Annotated in this window: 22 protein-coding genes; 10 read left to right on the forward strand and 12 right to left on the reverse strand. The window is 45.4% G+C overall.

All coding sequences use genetic code 11. From position 1 onward, the window contains the following. Positions 1-144: 144 nt before the first annotated feature. The 4 genes from AC1DYT_RS06945 (at position 145) to AC1DYT_RS06960 (ending at position 3821) form a co-directional block, all read left to right on the forward strand. Positions 145-735, forward strand: coding sequence for a Crp/Fnr family transcriptional regulator (locus AC1DYT_RS06945; protein WP_477468910.1), 591 nt, complete (start codon positions 145-147; stop codon positions 733-735). A gap of 169 nt (positions 736-904) precedes the next feature. Continuing rightward, entirely contained in the window at positions 905-1483 is a 579-nt protein-coding gene (locus AC1DYT_RS06950; protein WP_477468911.1) for a YceI family protein, read from the forward strand. A gap of 112 nt (positions 1484-1595) precedes the next feature. Next, on the forward strand, positions 1596-2054 hold the full coding sequence (locus AC1DYT_RS06955; RefSeq protein WP_477468912.1) for a nuclear transport factor 2 family protein: 459 nt from the start codon (positions 1596-1598) through the stop codon (positions 2052-2054). Positions 2055-2132: 78 nt separating this feature from the next. Beyond that, positions 2133-3821 (forward strand): carboxylesterase/lipase family protein, encoded by a 1689-nt coding sequence (locus tag AC1DYT_RS06960; RefSeq protein ID WP_477468913.1) that lies wholly within the window; start codon positions 2133-2135, stop codon positions 3819-3821. A 46-nt stretch (positions 3822-3867) separates the two neighbouring features. Here AC1DYT_RS06960 and AC1DYT_RS06965 read toward each other — a convergent pair whose 3' ends face one another. Together AC1DYT_RS06965 and AC1DYT_RS06970 are read right to left on the reverse strand one after the other, a co-directional pair. Then, the gene (locus tag AC1DYT_RS06965) at positions 3868-4167 is read right to left on the reverse strand and encodes a hypothetical protein (RefSeq protein ID WP_477468914.1); all 300 of its coding nucleotides are present in this window, start codon (positions 4165-4167) and stop codon (positions 3868-3870) included. A 155-nt stretch (positions 4168-4322) separates the two neighbouring features. Beyond that, positions 4323-5360: a ligand-binding sensor domain-containing protein gene (locus tag AC1DYT_RS06970; RefSeq protein ID WP_477468915.1), complete on the reverse strand. Its 1038-nt coding sequence runs from the start codon at positions 5358-5360 to the stop codon at positions 4323-4325. 199 nt (positions 5361-5559) lie between these two features. Between AC1DYT_RS06970 and AC1DYT_RS06975 the strand changes: the two genes are divergently transcribed. The 6 genes from AC1DYT_RS06975 to AC1DYT_RS07000 all read left to right on the forward strand — a co-directional run bounded on the left by AC1DYT_RS06975 (position 5560) and on the right by AC1DYT_RS07000 (position 10543). Next, positions 5560-6372 carry a winged helix-turn-helix domain-containing protein gene (locus AC1DYT_RS06975; protein WP_477468916.1) on the forward strand — a complete coding sequence of 271 codons (813 nt, stop codon included), beginning with the start codon at positions 5560-5562 and terminating at the stop codon, positions 6370-6372. A gap of 232 nt (positions 6373-6604) precedes the next feature. Then, positions 6605-7186, forward strand: coding sequence for a Crp/Fnr family transcriptional regulator (locus tag AC1DYT_RS06980; RefSeq protein WP_477468917.1), 582 nt, complete (start codon positions 6605-6607; stop codon positions 7184-7186). Between the two features lie 132 nt (positions 7187-7318). Beyond that, entirely contained in the window at positions 7319-8158 is an 840-nt protein-coding gene (locus AC1DYT_RS06985) for an MBL fold metallo-hydrolase (protein ID WP_477468918.1), read from the forward strand. 68 nt (positions 8159-8226) lie between these two features. Then, positions 8227-8625, forward strand: coding sequence for a nuclear transport factor 2 family protein (locus AC1DYT_RS06990; RefSeq protein WP_477468919.1), 399 nt, complete (start codon positions 8227-8229; stop codon positions 8623-8625). A 117-nt stretch (positions 8626-8742) separates the two neighbouring features. Further along, positions 8743-10092, forward strand: a complete 1350-nt coding sequence (locus AC1DYT_RS06995) for a PhoH family protein (protein WP_477468920.1) — start codon at positions 8743-8745, stop codon at positions 10090-10092. Positions 10093-10306: 214 nt separating this feature from the next. Further along, complete coding sequence (locus tag AC1DYT_RS07000) at positions 10307-10543, forward strand: hypothetical protein (RefSeq protein WP_477468921.1); 237 nt, start codon at positions 10307-10309, stop codon at positions 10541-10543. Between the two features lie 40 nt (positions 10544-10583). Here the strand turns inward: AC1DYT_RS07000 and AC1DYT_RS07005 are convergent, their stop codons facing one another. From AC1DYT_RS07005 to hscA, 10 genes are all read right to left on the reverse strand, one after another. Further along, on the reverse strand, positions 10584-11642 hold the full coding sequence (locus tag AC1DYT_RS07005) for a hypothetical protein (protein ID WP_477468922.1): 1059 nt from the start codon (positions 11640-11642) through the stop codon (positions 10584-10586). Positions 11643-11781: 139 nt separating this feature from the next. Next, complete coding sequence (locus AC1DYT_RS07010; protein WP_477468923.1) at positions 11782-12477, reverse strand: adenylate/guanylate cyclase domain-containing protein; 696 nt, start codon at positions 12475-12477, stop codon at positions 11782-11784. A gap of 194 nt (positions 12478-12671) precedes the next feature. Then, positions 12672-13922, reverse strand: coding sequence for a sulfate adenylyltransferase subunit 1 (locus AC1DYT_RS07015; RefSeq protein WP_477468924.1), 1251 nt, complete (start codon positions 13920-13922; stop codon positions 12672-12674). 202 nt (positions 13923-14124) lie between these two features. Continuing rightward, positions 14125-15030 (reverse strand): sulfate adenylyltransferase subunit CysD, encoded by a 906-nt coding sequence (cysD, locus tag AC1DYT_RS07020; protein WP_477468925.1) that lies wholly within the window; start codon positions 15028-15030, stop codon positions 14125-14127. Beyond that, entirely contained in the window at positions 15027-15746 is a 720-nt protein-coding gene (locus AC1DYT_RS07025) for a phosphoadenylyl-sulfate reductase (protein ID WP_477468926.1), read from the reverse strand. Before AC1DYT_RS07025 ends, cysD begins: the two co-directional genes overlap by 4 nt. Next, positions 15747-17258, reverse strand: coding sequence for a TSUP family transporter (locus AC1DYT_RS07030; RefSeq protein ID WP_477468927.1), 1512 nt, complete (start codon positions 17256-17258; stop codon positions 15747-15749). It lies immediately after the preceding gene. Beyond that, positions 17236-18027 (reverse strand): uroporphyrinogen-III C-methyltransferase, encoded by a 792-nt coding sequence (gene cobA / locus AC1DYT_RS07035; protein ID WP_477468928.1) that lies wholly within the window; start codon positions 18025-18027, stop codon positions 17236-17238. Before cobA ends, AC1DYT_RS07030 begins: the two co-directional genes overlap by 23 nt. Beyond that, complete coding sequence (locus AC1DYT_RS07040) at positions 18024-20117, reverse strand: nitrite reductase (protein ID WP_477468929.1); 2094 nt, start codon at positions 20115-20117, stop codon at positions 18024-18026. The genes cobA and AC1DYT_RS07040 overlap by 4 nt, the downstream gene beginning before the upstream one ends. 691 nt (positions 20118-20808) lie before the next feature. Then, positions 20809-21810 carry a hypothetical protein gene (locus AC1DYT_RS07045; protein ID WP_477468930.1) on the reverse strand — a complete coding sequence of 334 codons (1002 nt, stop codon included), beginning with the start codon at positions 21808-21810 and terminating at the stop codon, positions 20809-20811. A 397-nt stretch (positions 21811-22207) separates the two neighbouring features. After that, positions 22208-24064 carry a Fe-S protein assembly chaperone HscA gene (hscA, locus tag AC1DYT_RS07050; RefSeq protein ID WP_477468931.1) on the reverse strand — a complete coding sequence of 619 codons (1857 nt, stop codon included), beginning with the start codon at positions 24062-24064 and terminating at the stop codon, positions 22208-22210. Positions 24065-24200: the final 136 nt, after the last annotated feature.

Genomic DNA, 24200 nt, shown 5'->3' on the forward strand with positions numbered 1-24200 from the left:
TCTATCCACTTGGCAAAAATGCCGCGTTCAGCATCACCGTATTTGCACAATATGTTTTCAAGTGAAATCGGTCAAAGAAAGATCTTTCTGATTATTAACTGTAAGTAATCGGCCAAATAAAGTTAAATTAGTGGTTTAAGTAATATGCTGGATACTTTCTTCGATAAACTGTCAAAATGGGTAACACTAACAGAAGCTGAAAAAGCAATTTTCAGGCAGCATGTTACTGTAAAGAAATTGAGAAAGCATCAGTACTTTTTGCAGGAGGGAGAAACTTGCAGATCAGTGGCATTTGTGAGTAAGGGCATGTTGCGTTCGTATTTGGTAGATGAAAAAAATAACGAACACATTATACAATTTGCACCGGAGGGTTGGTTTATATCTGATATTTCCAGTTTTATAAATGAAGACAAATCCGATCTGAATATTGATGCAGTAGAAGATTCTGAATTGATATTGATAAGCAAAACTGCGCACGTGTACCTGGAGACCGCTGTACCCGAATTTTTCAAATTTAACTACACCCAATATCGGGGTGCGTATATTTCGCTGCAAAAAAGGTTGATAGACATGTTCACCCTGTCGACCGATGAAAGGTACACTAAGCTGTTAGACCTATATCCGGATATTACCCAACGCGTACCACAACATATGATCGCTTCTTATCTTGGATTAACCCCCGAAACGTTAAGCCGTGTAAGAAAAAGGCTTTTTGTAAAAAAGGCTGAGGCGTGATTATCGGCCCATTGACCAAAATCAATATAATTTCTTGATTCGCATCAAGATATCGGAACCAAATCCCTTCTATTTTTACCCCGAAGCTTCTTATCGTCAAATTAAGCATTCCAATGCAGTTGACAGCCCTGAAGTTTTCATTCAACTGAATTCAAACCAATTATTAAACATGAAGAAATTATTATTATCGGGGGTTATCCTGCTGCTACAAACCTCGTTATTTGCCCAAACGGTTACCTGGAGAAATGATAAAATGCATTCCAAACTTAAGTTTACTGTTACCCATCATTTGCTTTCGGACGTAGATGGTTTGTTCAAAAATTTTAATGTTACCATAACTGCAGGCAAGCCCGATTTTAGCGATGCCGTTTTTGAGCTTTCAGCAGATGTGTCCTCCATCAACACCGAAGTTGAAATGCGTGATAATGACCTTAGAAGCGCTAACTTTTTTGATGCTGCGAAATACCCGGCTATCACTTTCAAAAGTTCATCGTTAAAGGCAGATGGAGCGAACAAGTATAAGCTTACCGGCAACCTTACCATGCATGGCGTTACAAAGCCTGTAACTATGGACCTTTGGTTCCGGGGCACAAAAGAGAACCCAAATAGCAAGCAAAACGATGCCGGTTTTAAATTACGGGGTACATTAAAGCGGTCGGACTTTAATATTGGGGCAAATACGCCTACGGTACTTGTAAGCGACGAGGTAGAGATCGCAGCTGATGGCGAGTTTGCAAAAGCACAGTAATGCATTGCATCTAAAATGTGTTTGCTTTCGTACAATGATCAACAGAACTTCTTTACACGCTAACAATAAATTACAAATGCATAAAAAATTTATTATACTTTCTATAGCCATCATGGCTTTATTTAAAAATGACATTTTTGCACAATTGCCGGTCATGCCGCTCGCAAATCAAAAAACATTATTACAAAGCAACGATCCTAAGCTTGCAGCCAATAAAAAATTGGTGTACGACTGCTGGCGTGAAATTTTGGAAGGAGGCCATCTCGAATTTGCAGATAAATATCTCGCCGAAACCTATATGCAACATAATCCAAATGTTCCAACAGGAAGAAAAGGGTTTGTTGAAGTATTTTCAAAGTTTGCAAAGCCTAAACCAATTGTGGATACCATACAAGCGCCCGTAGTTGCTATTGTTGCAGAAGGTGATATGGTTGTGATAAGCTTTGCCACAAAATTGCCCGATCCGGCAGACAGCACAAAAACATATACAACCACCTGGTTCGATATGTTCCGCATAGAAAATGGAAAGCTTGCAGAGCACTGGGATGGAGCCCAAAAAACAAAGAATTAACACTGATTTCCATCCTGATATCAGGCCAATAATGAAGCGCGGGTAACATTTCCTGAGGCGCCCACCTAACACAAAGTTATGTACATATCAAGCAGAAGAAAATTTTTAGGGCAGTTGTCAGTTATTACCACTGCAATTGCTCTCCCCAAATTCGCCAGTTCTTCAGTCCTGGCCGAAGACGATTTCGTAATCGCCGAAGCCGCTGAGGGCAAACTCAGGGGCATCAGAAAGGATGGGGTTTGTTTATTCAAGGGCATTCCTTACGCCGGAAGCCTTTCGGGCGACAGGCGATTTAAAAGGCCAGGTCCCTTGAAACCCTGGACGGGGGTACGTGACGCCTTACAACTCGGTGCTCCCTCTATCCAACCTCAATTTCAGTCTCGTGCCGTAAACGAAACTAAGCCGGCTGAAGACTGCTTGTTTTTAAACGTTTGGACACCAGCTAATGATAATAAGAAACGTCCTGTGATGTTTTACAATCACGGAGGGGGTTTTTCTAACGGCTCTGGCGGCGCCCTTGATCAGGATGGCTCAAACCTTGCCCGCTTTTTTGATGTGGTCGTAGTAGAAACAAACCACCGGTTAGGGCTAATGGCTTTTCTGTATCTGGAAGATATTGCAGGCCCGGAATATGCCGGTTCTGGTAATAATGGCCTTCTGGATATTGTCGACGGCTTAAAATGGGTGAAAAAGAATATTGCGGCATTTGGAGGCGACCCAAACAATGTGATGATATGGGGCGAATCGGGCGGCGGCGCAAAAACAAGCTGTTTATATGCTATGCCCGCAGCAGCGCCGTATTTCAATAAAGCTTCAATTGAAAGCGGGCCAGGCCTTAGGATGATGCCTAAAGAGGCGGCAATAGAAATGACAAAACTGGTATTCAAGGAACTGGGTATCGATGCAAAGGACTGGAAAAAAATACTCGATGTCCCCGTGAAAGATCTGATGGATGTTCAAAATAAAATTCCCGGCCTTATGGCTAATACCGACTACGTTAAAAAAAACGGTGCTGTAGGGTTCGTTCCAAACAATTTTGCGCCTGTGGTTGACGGAKTTGCACTGCCCCATGACCCGTTTGACCCGTTTGCGCCGAAAATTTCAAAGGACAAGCCGCTCATGACGGGGTGGAATGAAGATGAATGGGCGTTTTTTGCAATGTATTCGCGTGATACCGCTCCCCTTCAAAAGGATTTTACATTTGAAGCATTGCAAGCAAATCTCCAACCGGAGTTCGGAGCCGATGCCCAAAAAATTATTGCGACGTACAGGCAAACCCGACCGAATGCATCAGCAAGTGATATCTGGATGGCTGTAAGATCAATTAATATGATGGGGCTTGGCTCCATTGCCATCGCAGAAAGGAAAGCTGAACAGGGGGGCGCTCCCGTGTACCTATACAATTTTTGTTATAAATCCGAAGCAAAGATCCCGGGTACCGATTACCCATTGGGCACGCCGCATGCTATGGATATCACATTCAAATTCAATAACGAAGTGCCGGGTACACCGGCTGGTTTTTTAAGCGGGAACAAGCCTGAACGCTTTGTTGCATCGCATCACATGGCCGAACTTTGGACGACCTTTGCAAAGACAGGTAAGCCTGCTGCGAAGGATGTTCCGGATTGGCCAGCCTATAATTTGACAGACCGGCCTACCATGCGTATTGATGCTACATGCGAAGTGATTAACGACCGATATAAGGAAGAACTGGCGATGTGGAGATCTATTGGTAGGATAGGCTATCACTCACTTAATTCAAAGTAGCTGGCATTCCATCCGATTAGTTAACGGTTCGCCTTGATGCTATAAATCAAATGCAGCGGAAAAGAGGTCGCTTTTCTTCGGGCCACCAGCCCATAAAAGTCGCACCGGGCGACATGGAAGACAAGAATTTGTCCAGCAGTTCACTTTCGCCAGCCACTTTAGGGTCGAGCCATATTACCGCAGCGCCTACTGCTATTGCATATTCGCGAAGAGCCGCTTTATGGGCCTTCGGGTTCAAACCGATTGGCAAGCGGTGGTCGAAGTGTTCTTGATATATATCGTATATTGATTGATATATCCGCAGCTCTCTGCTGAATTGCCCCCGTAAATCAAGTAATACAGGCAAGTTATATGGAGTAGCCGTTAATTTTGACAATAATAGAGTGATGATTGAGGCCAATCTGAATTATCTAGTCCGTTTTCGATTGAACCCATTTTGTAATGGTTAACCCGGTATTAAAGTGTTTCAAACCCGCAAATTTAAATTATTGGCTATAAAAGTTACTTCTTACCGTCTTGACTGTTAAAGTCAGCAATAGTTTTTCCATTATAACGATGCACCCCATCGAAGGCGCCAAACCAAATGCTTCCTTTGTCATCTTCTAAAATCCCGAAAATCATTCCTTTATTTGCTATTTCGGTAACGGTTGGCTGTTTATCAGACAAGGACTTCCCGTCGTACCGGGAAAGTGCCCAAGCTTGGATATTCCCCGTTTCTGTACTAACCCAAGCCGGGCTACTAGTGCTTTCTGAACTGGTCCAAATATTACCTTTTTTATCCTCGATTATATGACCAACAAACTTCTGCGTAAAATTGGTAAATGTACTGCCGTCATAACGCCAAAGGCCATCAGCGCCACCAAGCCAGATATTGCCTTTTTTATCTTCGATTATAGAACGAACATTGGTAAATGGTTTACCATTATGGGTGAAAGCTACAAATGTCTTTCCATCATATACGAAGGTATTGCCTCCTGTAGCTAACCAAAACTTGCCTGTTTTGTCTTCCATGATAGAATTAGCTCCATTTATGGGCAGCCTTTCTTTCGTTGTAAACTTTCGAAATGATTTCCCATCGAAACTGCTTACTCCGCCTTCAGTACCGAACCAAATAATACCGGTTTTATCTTCATAAATACAAGTAACTCCATTACCGGCAAGCCCCTCTTTTGTTGTAAAATTTCTAAAGGATTTCCCGTCGTAGTAATAAACTCCTGAGCCAATGGAGCCGAACCACAAGTTGCCTTTACTATCTTGTAAAACGGAAAAGAAGCGTGCCGAACTTACTTTGCTTGTGATATTAGTAAAAGTTTTCCCATCGTACCGAAAAATACCATCAAATGCAGCAATCCAAATGTTGCCGTTTCTATCTTGTATGATATTACGAGTGATTCCGTTAGGTCCGGAAGAAGTGACTAAGCTTTTGTTTTCGGACTTAATACTGTCTTTTGACAAGTTTGTTTTGACTTGCCCTCTACAGAAAGTACCAAAAACAAGCATGATAATCAGTAAAGGCAAACCGTTTCTTTTATTTCTCATATGATATCAAAGTTGATCCAGCAAAATTACTTTGATATCTTTCAGGGTGAGAAATTTGGATTGTAAATAAAAATGTAAACTTTGTAAATAAATCGTAAACAGTATGTCTGATAGCCGAAACCTCCTCTCCGGGAAACGCAAGTACCTATACGGATTGCTATTACTCCTGTTTATCTCTGTGATTTGCGCGGCTTGCAGTATGACCGGTACTGATGACTTTGATGTCGCCAGGAGGGAGATTTTGCTCCGTAGGCTCGGACATGAACTCCTCTTACAGTCAGGCGATAGTACATCAAGGGTACTCCCGATAAAAAAAATCGAGGAAAATGAGTACCAGATCAGGTTTGAGAATGAACTTACTTTCCGACCGGACTCCCTGGTGCATATTACCCGGTTTTTGCTGGCCCAAAATCCGCTTGCACATGATTATGTTGTCAACGTTCTGACCTGTGGCACCGACAGTGTTACTTATGGATACGCTATATCGAAAGATCATGAAGATGATATTGTACCATGCAGGGGAAGAATACAACCCAGAGCCCGTTACATGATCAATGTTAAATTCAAACCGACAGGCATAGCTACAAAGAAAAATGGATATCTTCTGGGCAGCCTGCCATTTTTGGCATTTATTGGTTTTATTTTCTTAAAATCTGCTAAGCCGCGAGGAGCCAGGTCGGGCAGTCAAAATACCGACATTTTAACTTTGGGCTCGATGTTGTTTGATGCGAATAAACGGCAATTGACAGTAAATGGAAATATCATCGACCTGACCGGAACTGAAACACGTCTGCTTCACATATTCGTGAAATCGCCGAACGAAATCATAGAGCGGAGCCGGCTGCAAAAAGACATATGGGAGGATGAAGGTGTTATAGTTGGCCGCAGCCTGGATATGTTTATATCAAAACTCAGAAAAAAACTGGCCCCCGATCCTAATATCCACATTGTTGTTGTACGCGGCAAAGGGTACAAGCTTGAAATAAGCGATTATGAAGATATAAATGGTTAAATGTATTCGGTTTATTGGTGAGTTAACTCTTCTATTTTAAGTTTAAACTGCCCCATATATCGTTTGGATTAAAGGCGCTGTAATTGCCTCTTTTTCCGCTTGTTTTACCATTGCAACGAATTTCGCATTGTAGGGGCTTTTAGCGGTTCGCCTTGATACTATAAATCAAATACAGCGGAAAAGAGGTCGCGCTCCTTCGTCGGATTATTGGTAACTTTACAGTACCTACTACATGATAAACCTCCTTAAACAAAATATCGCTAAACATATTTCTCTTTCTGAAAAAGAAACAGAAGAATTTTGCAATTTATTTCAACCAAAATCAATTAGAAGAAAAGATTTTTTATTGAGGGCCGGCGAAGTTTGCAGATTTGAAGGTTTCGTTACCAGAGGGCTTTTTCGTGTTTATCATATCGACCAGAACGGCTTTGATCAAATACTTTATTTTGCCATTGAAAACTGGTGGATTACCGATATTGATAGTTTTACCAATGGTACGCCCTCACAACTTTTCATTGAAGCACTGGAAGACAGTGAGGTGCTTTTAATTACAAAAAGGGACAAAGAATTTGCCTATACAAACCTGCCTGAAATAGAAAAATTATTTAGGGTGATGACCCAAAAAACGCATGTGGCCCTGCAACGGAGAATGATAGATAATTTAAGTAAAACTGCCGACCAACGCTACCTTGACTTTATTGAAAAATATCCGCAGCTCTTCCAACGGCTATCCAATCTCCAGATTGCTGCATACTTAGGTATCAGCCACGAATTTTTGAGTAAGATCAGGCGAAAAATTTCCAGCCGAAAATAAGGTGGCCCCGCATTTATTGAACTTGTTCAATGTTTCGAGGGTTAAACAGTAAGCATCTTTGCTTCATCATTTAAATCAATAGATGAAACAGATTTTTTCAACGGTATTACTAACCACTTTAATTTACTCAAAATGGATGTACAGGCACAAAGTTTCAAAACAATTGAAGCAGACAACTTAAAACTTGAAATTTACAACGCATCAGAAAATGCCTTTGGTGTGGCGTCGGTCATCATATCCGGCAAAACCGATGCAGTGTTGATTGACGCGCAATTTACCCTGGCAGATGCTGAAAATGTAGCACAGGAAATTAAAAATTCGGGAAAAAAATTAACGACTATTTATGTTTCTCACGGCGATCCCGATTTTTACTTTGGCCTGGAAGTATTCAAAAAATACTTTCCTGAAGTAACCGCTTATGCTTCGCCGGCAACTGTAGAGCATATTAAGGCAACCGCTCAAAAGAAATTGGATGTTTGGGGTGGCCAACTGGGCAATAAGGTAACCTCAAATGCTATTTTACCACAGGTATTAAAAGGCAACAGCATCGAGCTGGAAGGTCAGAAAATAGAAATTGTGGGCTTAGAAGAATTCCCGTCTAAAACTTTTGTATGGGTACCTGCTATCAAAGCTGTTATAGGCGGTATCAACATCTTCGGAACCACCTTTAATTTATGGATGGCTGATGCACAAACAGCAGATGCCCGTAAACAATGGATTACAGTTTTAGAAAAAATTGAAGCGTTGCATCCGGCTATCGTAATCCCCGCCCACGCCAATAACGCAAGTCCGTTTGATATCAGTGCTGTTAAACATACCAAAACGTATATCCAATTTTACGAAGAAGCTTTGAAAACCAACAAAACCTCAGCGGCATTGGTTGCGGCTATAAAAGCAGAATATCCTGCGCTTACTTTTGAAATAGCCTTGCAGATTGGCGCGAAAGTAAACACCGGCGAAATGAAATGGTAAAATAAGCAATTTTGTTCAACCTGGCAGTGCTTATTGTGCTGCCGGGTTGTGCCGTAAAACAAAAGAAAATGACCAATTTAGAAATTGTTAGAAGCACCTACGAAGGCAAAACTTCCGAGGAAAATGGTAGAAACCTGGCTAAATACGTAGCCGATAATATCAGCTGGACAGAAGCCCATGGCTTCCCTTATGGCGGAACATACATCGGCCTGGATAACATCACCAAAAATGTTTTTAGCCGCCTGGGTAGTGAATGGATCGACTATAAATTCACACCCGAAGACTATGTGGCCGGCGATGATAAGGTAGTTGCCTACGGTACCTATACCGGGACTTATAAAATTACCGGCAAACCTTTTGAAGCCAGGGTGGCCCATGTATGGAAACTAAAAGATGGAAAAATTATAAGCTTCGAACAATTTGTAGACAGCAAGCCGGTGCTTGATGCCATTGAAGAAAAACAATAAATCGCGCTTTAGAAGCACTTAACGCGCAGCCGAAAAGTTACCTGCTTTTTTGTAAATCTTTGTGCGGACAGTGTTGCCTTGGTTTTTTATCCATCAAAATCATTAATTTAGCCATTGATGAATAAGGATACTACAGACAAGGCCGACCGGAAAAAGAAGATATTTGTGCTGGATACATCGGTTATCCTATATGACCACAACGCTTTTGAGAACTTCCAGGAACATGATGTGGCCATACCCATACAGGTGCTGGAAGAGCTGGACAACATGAAAAGCGGTAACGATACCCGCAATTTTGAGGCGCGCAGCTTTATCCGCCTGATGGACGATATATCCAAAAATCAACTCATCAACCAGTGGATGCCCTTGAACGGCAAAAGTAAGGGCAGCTTTAAGGTGATAATGGACGTGAAGAACAGCAGTGCCGATGCCGAAGAGGTTTTTGGTTCTGAAAAGATAGACCACCGCATCCTGAACGCAGCCCTTGGCGTACAGTTCGAGAACCCGGATAAAAAGGTGATACTGGTATCTAAAGACATTTGCCTGCGCCTTAAAGCCAAGGCCTTAAACCTATATGCCGAAGATTACGAAACGGGCAAAGTAAAAAACCTGGATGAGCTTTACAGCGGCAAAACCGTGCTGAACAAGGTAACCGAGAAGCTGATGGCGCGGCTGAATAAAAACGATACCATCCCGGCAGAGGACTTGGAGATAAAGGCTCAAAGCAACCAGTTTTTTGTATTGAATAGCAAAAACGCAACCGCATCGGCTTTCTATAACAAACAAAGCAACCGGATAGAAAAGGTTACCGAGCAGCCTGTACTCAATATACATCCGCGCAATTTGGAGCAGGCTTTCGCCATACACGCCCTGCTGCACCCCGATATTAAGCTGGTGACCATACAGGGCAACGCCGGCACTGGTAAAACCCTGCTGGCCCTGGCCAGCGCACTGGAACAACGCAAGCATTACCGCCAGATTTTTGTTACCCGCCCCATTGTGCCACTAAGCAATAAAGATATAGGCTTTTTGCCGGGCGACGTAAAATCGAAGATAGACCCTTACATGGCGCCTATTTGGGATAACCTGAAGTTTATTAAAGATCAGTTTGCCGACGATGAAAAAATGCAGGGCAAAATAGATGAGCTGGTGGCCAACGATAAGATATCTATCACCCCACTGGCTTTCATCCGCGGGCGCACGCTGGCCAAGATATTCTTTATTGTAGACGAGGCCCAAAACCTTACGCCTCACGAGGTGAAGACTATCATCTCCCGCGCAGGCGAGAACAGTAAATTCGTTTTCACCGGTGATATTTACCAGATAGATACTCCATACCTGGATGCCGAGAGCAACGGCTTATCGTACCTGATAGATAAAGCCAAAGGACACCCGCTATACGCGCATATAACGCTGCAAAAAGGCGAGCGCAGCGAACTGGCAAATTTGGCTACGGATTTGTTGTAAGTGCCATATAAACGCTATTGCCGTGGGCATGCAAAACAGGTTGGCCAAATTTCTTGAGCCTGTAGATAATCTTTTTTCTTAATCGTTAATAAAACGCCCTGAATGATACGTGTTTACCATATTTTGAGTTAAATTTTACATTTGATGACACAATAAGGCGGTTTGTTTGCCGTATTTATAGCACATCTACATTTTAAAAATACTGACCCCAAAAATGGATTACAAAGTTAAACTGACAGACGGCAAAGCGCAGTTGGTAAACATCACCAGCGCTTATTTCAAATCGTGGCAGGTGTGGCACGTGAGGTTTATGGACGGGCGGGTAGCCATGTTGTTTAAGCTCGGTAGCGAATGGATGCAGCGCAACGAAGATTTTCTGGAAGAAGAGGTGTTGCAGGTTATCGGCAGCACGATTGATAGGATTATTTATAAACGGAACATCGCGTTTTAACGCAGGAAGCATATTTTGACAACCGAACTGCACGCTTTTTTTAATCCCAGCCGTCGTTTGCGCTCGTTGCTTTTACAGCCGGTAGCTCTTTTAGCTTGATTATAGAGCCGTTTTGATGGTCGATAATCATCTCGTATATACCCTCGCCACTCGCGCTCGCTGCCATGGCGCCTAACAAACCGGCCATGGCGTAGCTGATTAATATACCATTGGCAGTTGGCGGCGTTTTGGCCATGCCGGTAAAAGTAAACTCGCCGTTTTGTTTGCTAAGGAGATAAAAGCCAAATTCGGTGACTATGTAAGGGGCACCCTTGTAAACAATGGCATAAGTTTTCTTCAGCTTAACGTCCTTCATCCTGCCTTTGTCATCGGGTGCGGAAACGTTACCCGTATAAACATAGTCATTGGGTATGTTAAGGCCTATCCTGTCGGGTACCTGGTTTTTAAAAGATTGGTAAGTTAAATACAAGCCATCGGCGTACACATTGGTGGTGTATAGTTTAATATTGGCTTTCTCAACGCTGTCGATATGCGCTATATCATTAGCGGTATAGGCAAGAGCATCATTTGCCGGCGCAAGTAAAAGGCTGGCGCGAATGAATGCGGTCAGCTCCAAACTGCCGCTGCGCAATGTTTTGTTGGTAACATCTATTTTTGAACGCAGATGGAGCAACGTATCAATGGAGTTGATTTTATAGAACGCATCGCCTTTCTTAGCGTACATTTGGGCCCTGAAAGCGCAATRGCCGTTTTCTCCAAGAGCTCCCGGTACCTCGGCAAAGTTGAATTGCCGCAACTGCAGCAGCAACTCTCCTTTGGCGGCGGTAGTATCCGTTAACGATGAAAGTATCCGTTTAATTTCATTCGAAAACGGTTTTTCGGAAACCACCCATCCATTCCTATTTAACGCACCGGTTTGAACGATCCCGAAATTGGAGGTGTCGGCCCGGGCATCAGCAACGTTTATTGACGTGTACAGGCTGTGGCTTACCTTAGCATCTGATAAGGTTACCTCTAAATTAACCTTGTTTTGCGCGAAAGCATTGGTGCAAAAGAGCAAAAGAAATGCAGGGAGAAGGGTTTTGTTATACATCGTCATAAGATTCAGGCAAATTTAAATGTTAAGGCCAAAATAAGCACAAATAACGCAACATTCCTTTTACAGGCAACAAAAAATCCCGGGAGGATTATCATCTCTCTCCGGGATTACTATAAGGGCCGGTTTATTCGCCGCCGCCTTAACCCGATATGGCAAGCAAGTAGCTCATGTGCAAATCGGGCTCGGCCAATGCTTTCGGCACATAGTAGGGGCTACCGGCAAGGCGTATCTGCTGCCCCTGCGCTATGCCCTGCAGTGTAACCGTTTGTAAGCCTGCAGCCGTTTCCGGCTCTTTTAAAAAGTGGTAAGCGTATTCTGAAATGAGCAAATCATTATTCAGTTCCCTTGTTTTTGCCTGTAGCCGGGCCGTAATGTTTACGGGCAGGCCCATTACTGCCAGCTGCGGCGTACCTTCCAGCGAGAATTCATCTATAAAAACACGGCCGGCGTGCAAGCCTGCACCCATTTCAAGGGGAGCGTTTTCGGTGTCGATAGCATACGAGTCGTTGAACAGGCCCACCGTGCGGAACATGGCCCTGGTTGCCAAATAGGCGTTATTTACCGCTTCGGCCAAGCCATCCTGTAAGCCAAATACTGCATACAGACTATCGCCTGCGGTTTCTATCACCTTGCCGCTAAAGCTTTTGATGATCTGGTTAAAGGCGGTGAACAAGCGCCGTACTATCTGGATAATGTGCTGCTCGGGCTGCGACACCATCAAGCCGGTAAAGTTTCTAATATCCAGGAACAATATGGCAAGCTCTTTTTCTTCATATGGTATTGCCGTAGCTATGGCCGGCAACAGTGTGGTATGGGTGAGGTAATTGTTTTTCATGAGTATGTGTGTTTGTTACCTATCAGACGACCGATAGTCCCGAACATTTCAAAAAAAACTTATTTTTTTATTTCCTGATGTTTTGATGACAAACGCCTGGTGGGTAAGATTTAAAAACAACAAACCCCGCACGAGTTGCACCTCGCGCAGGGTTTTTCTGCTCACTTTAACAGAATATAATTGGTCAATTATATTTAATCTACGGCCTGCCTTAGCATCAGCGCGCCCACGGTAACATTGGTACGGCTATCGATGATGATAGCGCCACCGTTGGCTTTGTTAAGCTGGTAAGGGTCGAAGGCAAGGGGCTCGGCGGTTTTGATAACGATGCGGCCGATATCGTTCAGCTTGAAATCTTCATCGTAATCTTTCTCGAGCGTATTGATGTTCACCTTATAAAGCACCTCGCTTATTTTGCAGCGGATGGTTTTGGTGTTGTGCTGTACCAGGTAGGTGAGCGAGGTATCCAGCGGGCGGGTGTCCATCCAGCAGAGGTCGGCCTCTATCAGGTTCGATAGCTGCGGCTGCCCTGCGCTGTTTACGATAATATCGCCACGGCTGATATCGATATTATCTGCCAGGTGCACCGTTACCGATTTGCCAGCTAAAGCTTCTTTAAGCTCCTTATCATAAAACTCTATTTTAGATATGGTGGAGCTAAAGCCGGATGGCAGCACCGTAACTTTATCATTCACTTTAAAAGAACCGCTGCTTACACGGCCGGCGTAGCCACGATAATCGTGCAGTTCGTCGGTTTGGGGGCGTACTACCCATTGTACAGGAAGGCGTGCATGTGCCGAAGCATCGTCTATCTCCAGTTCCACATTTTCCAAATGCGTAAGCAGGCTGTCGCCGGTGTACCAGCTTATTTTTGCGGATGGGTACACAATGTTATCGCCTTTTAATGCACTCACTGGGATGTAAGTAACATTTTTTAGCCCAACCTTACCGGCCAGCACTTTGTAATCGGCCACTATTTTGTTGAATACGTCTTCGCTGTAATCAACCATATCCATTTTGTTTACGGCAACCACCACCTGCTGTATCTGCAGCAACGACACCAAAAACGAGTGACGGGTAGTTTGCTCGATAACGCCTTTACGGGCATCAATCAAAATAATAGCCAGGCCAGCGTTGCTGGCACCTGTAACCATGTTGCGGGTGTATTGGATATGCCCCGGCGCATCGGCTATGATGAATTTACGCTTGTCCGTCTCGAAGTATTTGTAGGCTACATCAATGGTGATGCCCTGCTCGCGTTCGGCCTTTAGCCCGTCGGTAAGGATGGCCAGGTCGATGCTGCCGTCATCGTTTTTACGGTTAGATGCATGGAGAGCTTCCAACTGATCTACCAGTATCGCTTCGCTATCGTATAGCAGGCGGCCAATCAATGTGCTCTTGCCATCGTCTACACTGCCTGCGGTTATAAATTTTAAAATGTCCATTCTTCTATATTTCGGAATTCGGATTTAATCAATTTTCTGCGTACTACCGGCGGTGGGGACACCGCCAGTGGGGGAGATGATAAAAACCTCAACCCTAGAGGCGGTGTCCCCACCGCCTGTTGCTTTTCTTCCGTAGCGATGGGTTTCAAACCCATCGCTACTTTACCCCCAGAGGCGGTGTCCCCACCGCCGACTGTTACCCTTAAAAATATCCCCCTTTTTTGCGTTCTTCCATGGCGGCTTCGCTTACTTTATCGTCCATGCGGGCACCACGTTCGCTTATTTTGGAAGATGCTATCTCGTTGATAATATCATCTATTTCAAAGGCGTACGATTCTACAGCCGCGGTACAGGTCATGTCGCCAACGGTACGGAAGCGTACATTCTTGTTTTCTATCTTATCATCCGCATCCATATTCAAAAACGGCGATGCAGCCATTAGCTGACCGTTACGGGTAATGCAATCGCGCTGGTGCGCAAAATAAATGGTTGGCAAAGCGATATTCTCGCGGCGTATATAGTTCCATACGTCAAGTTCCGTCCAGTTGCTTATCGGGAACACGCGTACGTTTTCGCCTTTATGAATTTTGCCATTGTAGATGTTCCAAAGTTCGGGGCGCTGGCGTTTGGGGTCCCATTGGCCAAATTCATCACGCACCGAAAAGATGCGTTCTTTGGCGCGGGCTTTTTCCTCGTCGCGGCGGGCACCACCTATACAAGCATCAAACTGGTGTTTGGCGATGGTATCAAGCAGCGTAACGGTTTGCAAAGCGTTACGGCTGGCGTTTTTGCCTTTTTGCTCTATCACCTTGCCTTCGTCAATGCTATCTTGTACGTGACCTACGATGAGTTTTTCGCCAATGCGGGCAATCATATCATCGCGGTAAGTAATGGTTTCCACAAAATTGTGCCCGGTATCTATATGCACCAGCGGGAAAGGGAATTTACCCGGGCGGAAGGCCTTCAAAGCCAGGTGCACCAGGGTAATAGAATCCTTTCCACCCGAAAATAACAGCGCAGGTTTTTCGAACTGCCCGGCTACTTCGCGCAATATATATATGGCCTCTGCCTCTAACTCGTCCAGGTAATCTAACCGGTATTTGCTCATTCCTTTAAATCATTTAGTTCAACTGCATGCAGGCCGCATTCTTTTTTACTTTGGTCTTCCCACCACCAGCGCCCGGCCCTGAAATCTTCTCCGGGTTGTACGGCGCGGGTGCATGGCGCGCAGCCAATGCTCGGGAAACCTCTGTCGTGCAGTGTATTGTACGGTATATTGTATTGTTTAATGTATGCTTTTACGTCCTCTAAAGTCCAGTTGAAGATAGGGTGGTATTTGAACAGGTTGTTGCCATTATCCCATTCCACATTGCTCATGTCTTCGCGGTTGGCACTTTGGTCGGCACGGATGCCGGTTACCCACAATTTATTGCCCGCAACGGCACGATGCAGTGGCTCTATCTTACGGATGCCGCAGCATTGCTTACGGTTCTCTACCGATTCGTAGAAGCTGTTTGGCCCCTTAGCGTTCACCATAGCCTCCAAAGCGGTATGCTCGGGGTAGTAAGCGTGGATGGGTTTGCCGTAAATTTCCATAGTGCGGTTCCAAACATAGTAAGTTTCGGGGAACAAGCGGCCGGTTTCCAGCGTGAAAACTTTGATGGGGATATCGTTGGCGAATATCATATGCGTTATCACCTGGTCTTCCCAGCCGAAACTGGTAGAGAACACGATCTCGCCCGGGAACTCCGCAGCCAACGCCTGCAAGGCATCAACAGGTTGGTTACCTGCTATCAATTGCGCTATGTAAGAAGTATCTGCCACTTAAAATAATTTGAATATAAATAGCCCAACACTGCGTAAGCTTATTAAAATAACAATAATCGATACAGCAAACATAATCGCTTTTGCCGATATTTTATTCGAGATACGTGCCGCAATGGGCGATGCCAATGCACTACCAATAACAAGCCCTGCCACCGCTTCCCAATGTTTCCCATTTAGCATTAATATAAAAGTGGCCGAGCTAACCAGCGCAATAAAAAAGCGGGACAGTTTTACCGTGCCCAGCGAAAAACGCGGATGGCGGCCACCTGCAATAAGAGTTGACAAGACAATCGAGCCCCAGCCACCGCCACCGACGGCATCGATAAAACCACCTCCCAGCCCCAAAAGGCCTATGTTTTTAATTTTGGCCGATGTGCGTTTGCGGTTGATGTTGATAGCTTTTGACAGGATAACAAAGCCTAATATTAAAGTATAAAGGGATACAGCCGGTTTGGTGTAAACGGCATAATGTTCTAAAGAAGACACCAAATACGCACCAGTTGCAGCGCCAATTATGCCGGGCCACAATAATAACCGGAACAATTTCCAGTTTACGTTGCCCATGCGGTAATGCATCCAGCCGGCGATACCGTTGCTCATAATCTCGGATAGATGTACACCCATGCTTGCAGAAGCGGGAGGGACCCCCATCGACAATGAAAAAGTTGTTGAAGTTACCCCGTATGACATGCCGATAGCACCATCAATCATCGCAAAAACAAAGCCTGCACCTAAAAAGTAATAAAACTGCGGATTGATATTTTCTACGAATGATTGAAACCTTGGCTCTTTTAACCAAAGCGATGTAATAGTAATAGCCAGGAAAGCCACAAATGTACTCCACACCACCAGTTTTAACGCATTGTTGCTTGGGGGAGTTTTGCCGCCTACCAGCACAGCGGTAACACGGTTAAGTTCTTCAACCTTATGCGCAAAATCTCCGGAAAGTTTGTTCCTTATTTCGCTCATGTGCTGTAACGTAACATCCAACTCATCGGGCAATGCATCACTGAAAACTTCTTTAAGGCGTTTGGCTACCGTTGGCGATTTGCCGTTGGTAGAGATACCTATCTTGAGGTCGCCCTTTTGCACGATAGAGCCGAGGTAAAAGTCGCAAAGCTCGGGTTTATCGGCTACGTTGATAAGCAGCTTACGATCATGCGCCGACTGGCGGATGTACGCGTTTAGTTCTGCATCGTCGGTTGCAGCAATAACAAGGTCGGCGTTGTCCAGATCGGTATCTGCAAATGCTTTTTTGATGAGAGCCAGCTTTGGAGTACCGGCTGCCAGCGCCTCTATCTGCGGCAGAAAAGTTTTTGCAATAACGGTTACGGCCGCTTCCTGGCTATTGTTCAGCATGGCCGTCAGCTTTTCCAGGCCAACATTGCCGCCGCCAATAAGCACGGTATGCAGGTTATTCAGCTTTAAAAACACAGGGAACAATTGGTTACCCTCTGTTTTTTGCGGCGGAACGTCCGTTATATGATTATTCCTGGGCAACGATGTCATAAAATTCCCTGATGAGCTGAAAATTTGGATGTAAAGAAACCACTTCGCCAAAAACAATTAAGGCAGGGGAGGTAATGCCGTTATCTTCGGCTGCCTCCACAATGGTGTTCACGGTACCGACTACTACTTTTTCGTTATTGGTAGTACCGCTTTGTATTACGGCAACGGGCAACCTGTGTTTGCCTTCGGCCTTAAATATCTCTGCAATTTTGGCCAGTTTGTGTATGCCCATCAATACTACTATGGTAGCGTTGGTTTTGGCGGCGGCGTACAGGTCGGCAGATATTTGGCCATCGCTGGTGGTGCCGGTTACTACCCAAAAGCTTTCGCTAAGGCCACGGTGTGTTACAGGGATGCCTTGCAAGCCGGGTACGCCGATGGAGCTTGATATACCCGGTATAACCTGCGCAGGGATGCTGTAATCTGCTGCATGGTCCAATTCCTCGTATCCGCGACCGAATACGAATGGGTCGCCGCCTTTTAAGCGGACAACGTGGCCATAGTTCAGGGCATAATCAATCATCAGTTTATTGATGTTCTCCTGCGAGAAAGAATGATCGCCGCTCCGTTTGCCCACATACACTTTTGTAGCATGCTCCGGGGCAAACTCCAATAATTCTTCGTTCACCAGGGCATCGTACAAAACCACATCAGCGGTTTGCAGGGCTTTGATGCCTTTTATGGTAATAAGCTCGGCATCGCCGGGGCCAGCGCCCACTAAGGTAATGCGTGGCTCTTTTACAGTAGTTTTTGTTTGCGTTTGTATCATGATTGCAATACTGCCTCTCTTTTATCTTTTACCGATTGCAGGAATGTTGCCGCCTGTTGTAAATAGGCGGTAGCAAACGCCTCGGATGGTTCGTTCTTGTTTATTTGCAGCACCAGGTCGTTAAAGGTTCCTGCTAAGGTAAACTCGCCGCTGGCCACGTAGTTGTTATCAAATTCTTTGATGATGCCTGTTTGCGTGCTGCTGTTTACGCCTTTATCCAGCAATAAAGCCTTAGCCGCGCTGATCATGGTGTTGTAAGAATGATAAATAGCATCGCTCCACAAACCTTTTGCGTAGGCGCCGTTTGCCCAGCCCAGTTTTTCTTCACTTTCGAACAGTAAAGTAGCAACCAAATCGATGATTACGCCGGCACATTCGCCTACGCCAATGGCGCTTACGTAAGTTTCCTGGTGACCCCAGTCAACAAACTCATCGTCGGTTAGGGTGGTTAAATCTGCCAACGGTTTTAACAGGCGGTAAAAGTAATCCTTACCCTGCCTGTCGTAGTAAGCATGGTAGGTTTCGTTTTCTTCTGCGAATGCTTTGTAGTCGTCCAGCACGGCACGCAAAGCATGTGTTGCCCGTTTCGATGGAACTTTAATAACCCTATCGGCCGCGCGGCCTTCGCCGTTGCCTACCGTGCCACCACCCAGCATTACCTGTACAGAGGGCAGTACTTTGGCACCCGCTTTTAGCGAACTGCCGTGGAAGCCGATATGCGCCAGGCCATGCTGGCCGCAGCTGTTCATGCAGCCACTAATTTTTATCTTGATCTCACGGTTGTAAATAAAGTCCTCGTATTCGTTGTAGATGAGGTCTTCCAACACCCTGGCCATGGTCATGCTGTTGCTGATGCCCAGGTTACAGGTATCGGTGCCGGGGCAGGTAGTAACATCGGCAATACTATCGAAGCCCGGTGTGGCAAAATCAAGGGCGTTAAGGCCCTCGTACAATGCCGGTAAAGCCTCTTTGCGGATGAATTTTAATAGCAGGCCCTGGTTTTGGGTGATGCGTATCTCATCGCCAACGTAGGGGCGGATGGCATCAACCAGTTTACGGGCAACATCGGTAGGGATATCGCCAACCGGCACTTTAATATATACGCCGAAGAAACCCTCTTGCTTCTGTTCGAAAACGTTGGTAGCCAGCCATTGCTCGTAGCGGAAGGGGTTAGTAATTTCTATTTCGGGATACTCAGCAGTTTCAGGCAAAGCCGGAACAGGTACTGTATCGCGATCTATTTTGAAGGTTTTTACTTTTATGGCGATGCGTTCTTCTTTAGCCAAACGCAGAACTTCCTCCAAACCAATCTTTTGAATCAAATATTTTAAACGGGCCTTGTTGCGGTTATTACGCTCGCCATGGCGGTCGAACACGCGGATAATGGCTTCGGCGTAAGGGATAAGCTGATCTTCGGGCAGGAAATCTTCTACCGGACTGGCCAGTAAAGGCTGCGCGCCAAGGCCGCCGCCCAGCATTACTTTAAAGCCGCGTTCGCCGTTCTCGTTTACTTTCGGGATAAAGCCTAAATCGTGAATATAGGAGAAAGCTGTATCCTCATCGCTTGACGAGAAGGATATCTTAAACTTACGGCCCATTTCCTGGCAGATGGGGTTCCGTAAAAAGTAGCGGAACATTGCATCGGCATAAGGCGAAACATCAAACGGTTCCTTTGGGTCGATGCCCGAAGTAGGGGACGAGGTTACGTTACGCACAGTGTTACCGCAGGCTTCGCGCAGGGTGATATCGTCGCGCTCAAGTTCGGCCCAAAGCTGTGGGGTGCGATCGAGGCTTACGTAATGTATCTGGATATCCTGGCGGGTGGTGAGGTGCAGGTTGCCGCTGCCGTACTCGTCTGATATGTCGGCAATCTTCAATAATTGCTTAAAAGTGACTTTACCGAAAGGTAATTTGATACGCACCATTTGCACACCGGGCTGCCTTTGGCCGTAAACGCCGCGTGCTAAACGCAGGCTGCGGAACTTCTCATCGTGTATCTTACCCTCGCGGAACGCGCGTATCTTCCTTTCAAGGTCGATAATATCTTGTTCCACAATCGGATTCTCCAGTTCGGTCCTGAAGCTCTGCATATTAGTATTTAATTTAGTTTTAGTATAAAAAAGCCCCTTCGCTGTGGCTGAAGAGGCATATATTTTAATTTACATATACTTACAACCACACTTTATCGCCTTGCATACAGCAATATACGAATCTGGTTTGATATATGTAATTTTTGTTTGTCATTATTATACCCCCAAATATATACATACTATAGGGGATTAGTAGAATTTATTTGAAAAAAGTGAGGATTTGATTTTAGGATGACGGACATGGGCAAATTAGCAAGCCGATTTTTAACCACAGAGTGAGCAGAGAACGCGCAGAGAGGCACAGAGCCTTTCTTTTTATTAAATAGGACGAAGCCGAAAATTGAATAAACACGAATTGTTCGAATTGAATCGAATTTCACGAATTTTAGCTGCGGAATTGGGCCATTATTACGAATCTGTTTTGTGTTATTTGAGCGTAATTAGTGGAATTGAATAAACACGAATTGTTCGAATTGAATCGAATTTCACGAATTTTAGCTGCGGAACTGGGCCATTATTGCGAATCTGTTTTGTGTTAATTGAGCTTAATTCGTGGAATTCGTGTTCACTCAATTGAATAAACTGACTTCGAATTCCACAAATTTTGCTGCGGAATTGGGCTATTATTACGAGTCTGTTTTGTGTTAATTGAGCGTAATTCGTGGAATTCGTGTTCACTCAATTCGTATTATTATTGATACTGTATATAAAGCGGTGCGGGCTTCAGGCTAAGTACCTCTTTTGGGGTAAGCATGCGGTTTGGTGCATTCTTGATATCGTTTTTGTAAAACAGTTTAAAGCCGGTGAACTGTACCGGTTCGCCTTGCACGAAGTATTTGTAAGTGCCTTTCTTTAGTTCGGGCGGGCCCCAGCCATCCATATCCATTACGAACTGTACGTTCTCGCGCAGCTTGATATCCTTATAGTTGGTCACCATACGCTTGGTGAAACGGTGCACCACGAATATTTTAGGCGGCAGGTTGTATTTGATGCAAAGCTTGCTGAGGTAATCGCTCACGTAGTTGATGTCTGCCGCATCGAAAGTGCCGATGCGTTTGCCCGGTACGCTACCCTCTTTCATGGAAAATTCCGGGTCGATACCGAAATGCACGTTGGGCATCCTCAAATATTTCTCCAGTTTGGGTAGTTCAGTCTGTACGGTGCTGAAGCCCACCTGTATATCTAAAAACACCAATGCGTTTATAGGCTTGGCCATTTCTATAGCCTTATCTATCTGGCTAAAGGGCATGCGCAGATTGTGGAGGCCGTTGCGGCCGGCTTCGGCCTGGGCGGTTACGCATATATAATGCAAAGCGGGGACTACAGGCGTGAGCGTATCTGCAGCTTGCCAGGTTTTTACTTCGGCCATTAGCCTGCGGCGCATTTCAACGGGTTCGTACTGGCCAAGGGCACCCATATTTTTGGAGTACATATTGCCGTAATAGGCCACTATACGGTTAAAGGGAAGTATGGCGCCGGGCAGGGGGTAAGGAGCATGTTTAACCGGCCAGCGTTTGTCGCCATTGGCCATGCGGGCCATCAATGAGTCGTAACGGGCGGTATCGAGGGTGGGTTTTAAGGTGGTATCCTTAACGGTCACTTTTAAGGTAGTATCTTTAACGGTGACCTGTGCGGATGCGGAAGTTACAGAGGCTGCGAAAACGATAAGCAGCAGGCGGAAGGTGTTTTTCAAGTGTGTTTGCGTTGGATGGTATTAACGCGCAATATAGCGTTAGGTTTGCTCAGATTCAGCAATATTTTTTGAAATTCACGGTGATTTTCGTTGCAAGGATACTACCCTTGCATGGCCTTAGTTTCAGGAGTTGGGATACGTTAGTGATAGTTAAATGGGACTAAATAAAGTGTAAACCCATAGCCGGATTATGCCCTAAAGGTGTCCCACTTTCCGCGGAAAAAGTGTTCCACTTGTTCTTGTTGTTTTTATATAACTTATTAATAGTAAGGTAATTGTGTGCCTTACCTAAAGTTCGGGGGCGTTCCAAAGTGTCCCAGGAAAAACTGCAACCATTTGATAATCAGCACTAATTTAAAAATAAGTGTTCCACATTCAAAGTGGAACACCTGCTGGCTTACTCCACGCTCTTCCCCTTCATCGCAGTGCCGATGGCAATATCCATCACGCGCTCGGCAAAGGGGCGGGTGAAGTTGTTCAGTTCGTCGATCTTGGCGTGTACCAGGTCTTTATCTTCGGTTCCTAATGCTACCTGCAGGTTGGTAACATATTGTTTCGTTTGCGCTATCTCTGCTTCATCCAGCAAGCTGCCGTTCTTCTCCACGAAACGCTCCACCTGGTACACCATCTGCTCGCCTTCGGTTTTGGCTTCTATCAGCATGCGGGCTGCAACGTCATCTTTTGCGTTAGTGATGCTGTCTATCAGCATTTTCTCTACCAGTTCGTCGTTAATACCGTAGGCGGGTTTTACTTCTACTTCCTGTTTAACACCGCTGCGTAGTTCGATGGCCTGCACTTTCAATATACCGTCGGCATTCAAAATAAAGTTGATATCCACCTTAGGGAAACCTGCCGGCATGGCGGGTATGCCTTTCAGCTCGAATTCGGCCAGTTTGCGGTTCTCTTTTATCAAATCGCGCTCGCCCTGGTAAACGGCAATTTTCATGTTCACCTGCCCATCTTTGCTGGTGGTGTATTGCCTGCCCGCCTTGGTGGGTATCTTGCTATTGCGGGGGATGATGGTATCCATCAAACCGCCCATGGTTTCGATGCCAAGGGACAGCGGGGTAACATCAAGCAGTAAAATATCGCTGCGGTTGCCGGCCAAAACGTCGGCTTGTATAGCGGCACCAAGAGCGACCACCTCATCCGGGTTCACATCATCATGCACCGGGCGACCAAAAAACTCGGCGACCATTTTCTTCACCAAAGCGGTACGGGTACTGCCGCCCACCATAATTACTTCATCAATATCTTTGACGGTTAGTTTAGCATCAGTCAAAGCATTTTGGCAGGCGGTGATGGTTTGCTGCACTTTAGGTAATATCAATTCCTCGAAGGTATTGCGGTCTATAGTGCACCAAATGTCGCCTATCTTTTCATTAAAAAGGCTTTGGTGAGCGAATGCTTTCTTAGCTTCCTCGGCTTTCAAACGCAGTTGCTGGGTAAGCTCGCGGTTATCGGCAAGCTTGGCTTTATCTATATTGTTCTTTTCTATCCAGTAATCAGCAATGGCGCGGTCGAAATCGTCACCCCCTAAAAAGGTATCGCCGTTGGTAGATAATACCTCGAATATACCGTTCTGTATCTGCAATATCGAAACATCGAAAGTGCCGCCGCCTAAATCGTAAACGGCAACAGTTTTGGTTTCTTCGGGGTTAAGTCCGATGCCGTAGGCCAGGCTGGCAGCGGTTGGTTCGTTTACGATGCGTAAAACATCAAGCCCGGCCAGCTTGCCGGCATCCCTTGTTGCCTGTCGTTGCGAATCGTTAAAGTAAGCAGGCACGGTGATCACCGCACGGTTCACCGGGGTTTTCAGCGCATGTTCGGCACGAGCCTTCAGTTCTTTCAGGATAAGCCCCGATAGTTCGATAGGGGTGTAAAACTTATCGCCCACCTTTATTTTTACGAGGCTTTCGGTATCGTCGTCGATAATTTTGTAGGAGAAGAAGTTTTGATAATTCTTTACATCGGCATAAGAGCGGCCCAAAAGGCGCTTTACCGAAAATACGGTGTTCTGCGGGTCGGTTATCAGATATTCTTTGGCTTCGTTGCCTACTGTGATATCACCCGTTGGGCCAAAGTGCACTACTGATGGCACTAAGACACCTTTGCCGGTATCGTTGATTACTTTGGGGTTCTTGTCCGGGTCGATAAAGGCTACCAGCGAGTTGGTGGTACCCAGGTCAATCCCCACGATGATATCTTCTTTTTGTATAGAGCCTGTTGCCAGGTTGATAGAAACTTTAGCCATGATGTATCGGTAACAAAGGGCAAATGTACGTGGTTTTGAGGCAGGAAATGTCATTTGGATTTCGGATTTGCATACAACCGCGTCGTTGCGAGCGATAGCGTGGCAATCCTCGGCAAGCAGAGCCGCTTTGCTAATC

This window comes from Mucilaginibacter sp. P1_D10, from assembly GCF_056406215.1.

What these genes read in the sequence shown, in the direction of transcription:
- AC1DYT_RS06945 (WP_477468910.1), top strand. Translation starts at nt 145, where the DNA reads ATGCTGGATACTTTCTTCGATAAACTGTCAAAATGGGTAACACTAACA.
- AC1DYT_RS06950 (WP_477468911.1), top strand. Translation starts at nt 905, where the DNA reads ATGAAGAAATTATTATTATCGGGGGTTATCCTGCTGCTACAAACCTCG.
- AC1DYT_RS06955 (WP_477468912.1), top strand. Translation starts at nt 1,596, where the DNA reads ATGGCTTTATTTAAAAATGACATTTTTGCACAATTGCCGGTCATGCCG.
- AC1DYT_RS06970 (WP_477468915.1), bottom strand. Translation starts at nt 5,360, where the DNA reads ATGAGAAATAAAAGAAACGGTTTGCCTTTACTGATTATCATGCTTGTT.
- AC1DYT_RS06975 (WP_477468916.1), top strand. Translation starts at nt 5,560, where the DNA reads ATGACCGGTACTGATGACTTTGATGTCGCCAGGAGGGAGATTTTGCTC.
- AC1DYT_RS06980 (WP_477468917.1), top strand. Translation starts at nt 6,605, where the DNA reads ATGATAAACCTCCTTAAACAAAATATCGCTAAACATATTTCTCTTTCT.
- AC1DYT_RS06985 (WP_477468918.1), top strand. Translation starts at nt 7,319, where the DNA reads ATGGATGTACAGGCACAAAGTTTCAAAACAATTGAAGCAGACAACTTA.
- AC1DYT_RS06990 (WP_477468919.1), top strand. Translation starts at nt 8,227, where the DNA reads ATGACCAATTTAGAAATTGTTAGAAGCACCTACGAAGGCAAAACTTCC.
- AC1DYT_RS06995 (WP_477468920.1), top strand. Translation starts at nt 8,743, where the DNA reads ATGAATAAGGATACTACAGACAAGGCCGACCGGAAAAAGAAGATATTT.
- AC1DYT_RS07000 (WP_477468921.1), top strand. Translation starts at nt 10,307, where the DNA reads ATGGATTACAAAGTTAAACTGACAGACGGCAAAGCGCAGTTGGTAAAC.
- AC1DYT_RS07010 (WP_477468923.1), bottom strand. Translation starts at nt 12,477, where the DNA reads ATGAAAAACAATTACCTCACCCATACCACACTGTTGCCGGCCATAGCT.
- AC1DYT_RS07015 (WP_477468924.1), bottom strand. Translation starts at nt 13,922, where the DNA reads ATGGACATTTTAAAATTTATAACCGCAGGCAGTGTAGACGATGGCAAG.
- cysD (WP_477468925.1), bottom strand. Translation starts at nt 15,030, where the DNA reads ATGAGCAAATACCGGTTAGATTACCTGGACGAGTTAGAGGCAGAGGCC.
- AC1DYT_RS07030 (WP_477468927.1), bottom strand. Translation starts at nt 17,258, where the DNA reads ATGACATCGTTGCCCAGGAATAATCATATAACGGACGTTCCGCCGCAA.
- cobA (WP_477468928.1), bottom strand. Translation starts at nt 18,027, where the DNA reads ATGATACAAACGCAAACAAAAACTACTGTAAAAGAGCCACGCATTACC.
- AC1DYT_RS07040 (WP_477468929.1), bottom strand. Translation starts at nt 20,117, where the DNA reads ATGCAGAGCTTCAGGACCGAACTGGAGAATCCGATTGTGGAACAAGAT.
- hscA (WP_477468931.1), bottom strand. Translation starts at nt 24,064, where the DNA reads ATGGCTAAAGTTTCTATCAACCTGGCAACAGGCTCTATACAAAAAGAA.